This is a genomic window from Holosporales bacterium, assembly GCA_031263535.1.
GTDB lineage: Bacteria > Pseudomonadota > Alphaproteobacteria > UBA3830 > JAIRWN01 > JAIRWN01.
Window position 1 is genome coordinate 1 of record JAISFO010000038.1, and the last position, 4,813, is coordinate 4,813.

The 4,813-nt window shown below is 45.3% G+C and carries 5 protein-coding genes and 1 tRNA gene; 1 reads left to right on the plus strand and 5 read right to left on the minus strand.

What is annotated here, in order from left to right; all coding sequences use genetic code 11:
• The 5 genes from LBL30_04480 to LBL30_04500 form a co-directional block, all read right to left on the minus strand.
• A partial coding sequence (locus LBL30_04480) for a leucine-rich repeat domain-containing protein (protein ID MDR1032342.1) occupies window positions 1-856 on the minus strand: 856 nt, incomplete at its 3' end.
• Window positions 857-1,088: 232 nt separating this feature from the next.
• Window positions 1,089-2,495, minus strand: a complete 1,407-nt coding sequence (lpdA, locus tag LBL30_04485) for a dihydrolipoyl dehydrogenase (protein ID MDR1032343.1) — start codon at window positions 2,493-2,495, stop codon at window positions 1,089-1,091.
• Between the two features lie 19 nt (window positions 2,496-2,514).
• Window positions 2,515-3,915, minus strand: coding sequence for an NAD(P)(+) transhydrogenase (Re/Si-specific) subunit beta (locus LBL30_04490; protein MDR1032344.1), 1,401 nt, complete (start codon window positions 3,913-3,915; stop codon window positions 2,515-2,517).
• A gap of 3 nt (window positions 3,916-3,918) precedes the next feature.
• Window positions 3,919-4,323 (minus strand): NAD(P) transhydrogenase subunit alpha, encoded by a 405-nt coding sequence (locus tag LBL30_04495; protein MDR1032345.1) that lies wholly within the window; start codon window positions 4,321-4,323, stop codon window positions 3,919-3,921.
• A gap of 94 nt (window positions 4,324-4,417) precedes the next feature.
• Window positions 4,418-4,493, minus strand: a tRNA-Ser gene (locus LBL30_04500).
• 82 nt (window positions 4,494-4,575) lie between these two features.
• Here LBL30_04500 and LBL30_04505 point away from each other — a divergent pair.
• The coding region (locus LBL30_04505; protein ID MDR1032346.1) for a hypothetical protein at window positions 4,576-4,813 on the plus strand (238 nt) is incomplete at its 3' end.

Consider the following 4,813-nt stretch of genomic DNA (forward strand, 5'->3'; position numbering starts at 1 on the left):
TGCCAATCACCTCTACACTGGACGGAATACATATAGATGTTAAAGAAGAACAGCAATTAAAGGCATAATCTCCGATCAACCTCACTTGAGAGCCGGGTTCAAACATTAAGCTGCTTAGACTGTAGCAGCCACGAAAACACCCTTCGCTGATCGTCTCTACACTGGCCGGAACGCATATAGATTCCAGGAGCTCACAGCGATCAAAGGCATAATCTTCAATCGTTCCTAATTGCGAATCGGGCTCAAACGTTAAGTTGCTTAGACTGCGGCAATCAAAAAAGCACTCTTTGCCGACTCTCTCTACACTAGCCGGAACGCATATAGATGGCAGAAACCTACAGCCAGAAAGGGCAAACTGTTTCATTATCGTCAATTGTGAGCCGAGCTCAAACGTTACGCTGCCTAGCTTGGAGCAGCACTCAAAGCATTTGAGGCCGAGTCTATCTACACTGGCTGGGATGCATATAGATGCCAAAGAATGGCGATCCCAAAAGGCAAATTTTTTAATCGTTCTTAGTTGTGAATCAGATTCAAAAGCTACAATACTAAGATTTTCATATCCTTCAAGACAACATCTGTCGATCGTCTCTATGCTGCAAGGAATGCATATGGATTGCAAGCTACTTTCAACACCATTTGGCATATTAGCGCGAATTAGTATCCTTACCTCATAAACCTCTCCATCCATAAAAACGATACTTCTAGGGCAGGAATGTGCTTTTGCTCCTGGCGCGACACTAACATTTCCGCCTCCGTCATTTTCGTAGCAATCTCCGTCTAAGATAATTTGTGCACAACTTGCAATTTCTGGGGCAAGCAGCGTAATCACTGACGCTATCATTGCAATCTTTTTCATAATTTTTCCTGATTAAGAATTTAACGAACGCACATAGGACACAATATTATACTTTTGTCAATATATTTTTTGCTTATTTTAAAATTATTGCAAAACCGGTCCGGTTAGATTCACGACAAAATCAATTAGAATATTTAGCCGATGACTTTTGTGACTATCCGAAATGCATATGGAGCTTAAGCTCGGGCCTTTCTGAGGCGAGAAGGTGAGCAAAACGAACGGTAATCAAGCTTCAAATATGTATCGCCTGGCCGTATGAATCCAGTACTGACTCATGCATCATCTCTGAAAGAGTGGGGTGAGGAAAAATCGCCTCAATAAACTCAGCATCTGTGGCCTCAGACGCTTTGGCCATTACAAAGCCTTGTATCAGCTCAGTTACCTCTGAGCCAATTAAATGCGCCCCAAGCAACTCGCCGGTTTTTTTGTCAAAAACTGTCTTAATAAGCCCTTCTTCCTCACCCATAGCAATGGCTTTACCATTACCTACATACGGGAATCTACCTACATTAACCTCACCGTATTGCTCCTTAGCTGCTTTTTCGGTCAACCCAACGCTAGCTATCTGAGGAATACTGTATATGCAACCCGGAACAGCACTGCGGTTAAGCGGACGCACATGCGGGTCGTCAAATGCATGCTCTACTGCGATAATACCTTCTCGGCTGGCTTTATGGGCTAGCCAAGGTGCGCTTACTATGTCTCCGATAGCATAGATACCTGGCTCGTCAGTCAGGTTGAACTCGTTAACCAAGACTCGCCCGTTTTCAACTTTAATTTTTGTATTTTCAATGCCGATTCCATCCAAATTGGCCATAACCCCGGCGGCGACTATTATCCGGTCGAAAACATCCTCATGTGACATATCTGCGCATTTGATCAGAACCTTAACGTTCTTGGCGGTTTTGCTTGTTATGCTCGCTGTTGCCTTGACAAATATCTTAATTCCTTGCTTTTCCAAGGATTTATGGGCCATTTTTGCGATTTCATCGTCTTCGGTTAAAAGAATGCGATCTTGCATTTCTACAATGGTAACTTGGCTGCCCATAAGGTGGTAAAAGCTGGCAAACTCAACGCCTATGGCGCCAGACCCTATTACCAGAATCTTCTGAGGAAACTCTTCCGGTATCATTGCCTCACGCGAGGTCCACACAAATTTGCCGTCAGGTTCCAATCCTGGGATGATTCTGGGCCTGGCCCCAGTTGCCAGAATCAACCTTTGAGCTTCGTATAAGCTTTTATTGCTGCTTTTGTCTATTACTTCAATGCTTGTTGGGGACTTCAGAACTCCGTGCCCGTCAAGCACGACAACTTTATTTTTCTTGAGTAAGTTTTTGACCCCATGCGCGAGCTTATCCGCTACTGCCCGTGATCTTGCCACGATTTTTTTTATATCAAACGTAGCCTGCATCCGGTTAAAGCCAAAACTTTCCGCATGATCCACCATGTGTTTCAGCTCAGCCGACCTAAGTAAGGCCTTGGTTGGAACGCATCCCCAGTTCAAACAAACGCCGCCTAAATGTTTTTCTTCGACCAAAGCAACTTTTTTCCCCAGCTGCGCCGCCCTGATGGCGGCAACATATCCGCCTGGGCCGCCGCCAATTATAATAAGGTCGTAAATATCTGTAATGTTCTTCATTAAAACGTCTTCTAAACCTCTAACTCTCTAAGGCTTTTACTATTTCCTCCGTTACTTTTTTGGCGTCCCCGAACAGCATCATTGTATTGTCGCGGAAAAACAGCTCGTTCTCAATACCTGCATAACCTGCGGCCATAGAGCGCTTTACAAAGAACACTGTCTTGGCTTGCTCAACCTCCAGAATGGGCATGCCGTATATGGGGCTTTGCGGGTTGTTCTTGGCGGCTGGGTTTGTAACGTCATTGGCGCCAATCACAAACGCTACGTCGGTTGAGGGGAAATCTCGGTTAATATCTTCAAGCTCCAGCACATCGTCATAAGGAACGTTCGCTTCGGCAAGCAAAACATTCATATGCCCCGGCATACGTCCAGCGACCGGATGAATAGCATAGCGAACTTTGACTCCATTATTTTGAAGTATATTGCACATCTCGCGCAAAGCGTGCTGAGCCTGTGCTACGGCCATGCCATACCCTGGTACAATCACCAGCGAAGAGCAGTTTTTCATTACAAAAGCCGCATCTTCCGGGCTTCCCTGCTTTACAGGGCGTTGTTCGTTGGCGGCGCTTGATTGATCCGCGGACGTATCAGAACTTCCAAATCCACCCACGATGACGCTAATGATCGACCGGTTCATGGCCTTGCACATTATGTAACTTAGGATGGCGCCAGAGGCCCCTACCAAAGCGCCTGTAACGATAAGCAGCGTATTGTTAAGCGTGAAACCTATGCCTGACGCTGCCCAGCCCGAATATGAGTTAAGCATCGATACAATCACAGGCATATCTGCTCCGCCAACCGGAAGTATCATAAGCAGTCCCAGTGCAAACGAAGCTAATGCCAATACCCAAAAGAAAAAATGCCCTTCTGTAAAGACGAATAAAAGCAAAGCAAATAAAATCAGGGCGCCCAACGAAACATTGATCAGGTGACGATTTGGAAGCATCATTGGTTTTGAGCCAATCAGTCCCTGAAGTTTCAAAAACGCAACAACAGAGCCGGTGAAAGTGATCGCGCCGATGGCTGTCCCAAGGCCAATTTCGACCAAACTTCCGTGCATTATATGCTCAAGAGTGCCAATTTTGAATGATACAGGGGCGCTCATAGCCCCTGCCGCAACCAGGACAGCGGCAAGACCAACCAAGCTGTGAAATGCCGCAACCAATTGAGGTAAAGCGGTCATTTCTATTTTCTTGGCGACAAACGCCCCGATTACTCCACCTACGATTATGCCGGTTATTGTAAGGGCATAGCTTGAGACTTTAGGCATAGCAAAGGCCGCGATGATTGCAATACCCATGCCAATCATGCCGAAGACGTTACCCTTGGTTGAGGTTTTGGCCGATGACAGACCCCTTAAAGCCAGGATAAAGAAAACCGCTGCTGTTAAGTACAGGAAAGCGCTGAAGTTTTCGGACACGGCTCAGCCCCTCCCTTCCTGTTTATCCTTTTTCTGAAACATGGCAAGCATTCGTTTGGTTACCAAAAATCCTCCAAAAATATTTACAGAAACTAGAACGGTGGCCGAAAAGCCTACAATTTTCGCAAAAGCGGACTCTGCCTGGCCTGCGGCTAATATCGCGCCAACGATTATCACGCTAGAGATTGCGTTGGTAACCGCCATAAGCGGCGCATGAAGTGCGGGTGTCACTCGCCAAACCACGTAATATCCGACAAAACACGCAAGCACAAAGACTGTAACCCCCCACATGAACTGGCTGCATCCGCCGATTGGGGCCAAATCTATTGTAGTTAACATCGCCGCAGCATCGGATAACTCGCCAGAAATATCCACGATTTTATGAAAAACAGATTGTACGTGATACATGGCAACAATTTTTACTTATACGTCTGTTGTGTAGGCTACTATTTTTCAAAAGCGAAATAAACAATGATCCGCTCGCCGCTTCAACGCAAACCACTGGTGGGCGCAGTAGGGTTCGAACCTACGACCTCTACGATGTCAACGTAGTAAAAACAGTCATTACTATTAATCCCGATTGATAATTTTTGTCTTGTAAATCCAGCGTTGAGCTGGTATTAAGTGATAATAATGCGTCCCAATATATCTTAAAAAATAATGAAAAAATGTGGGACGATAATGGGACATAATAATTATGATGAGCTTAAAAACATGAAATATAAGTGGATAAAAACTAAATCTGTTGGAGTTAGATACAGAGAACATCCAATAAGAAAGCATGGACAGTTACGTAAAGACAGATATTACACGATAAGGTATAGGCTGGATGGTAGGGTTAAGGAAGAGCGGATAGGGTGGGAGTCTCAAGGAGCAACCGAAAGAAAAGCGGCTATTA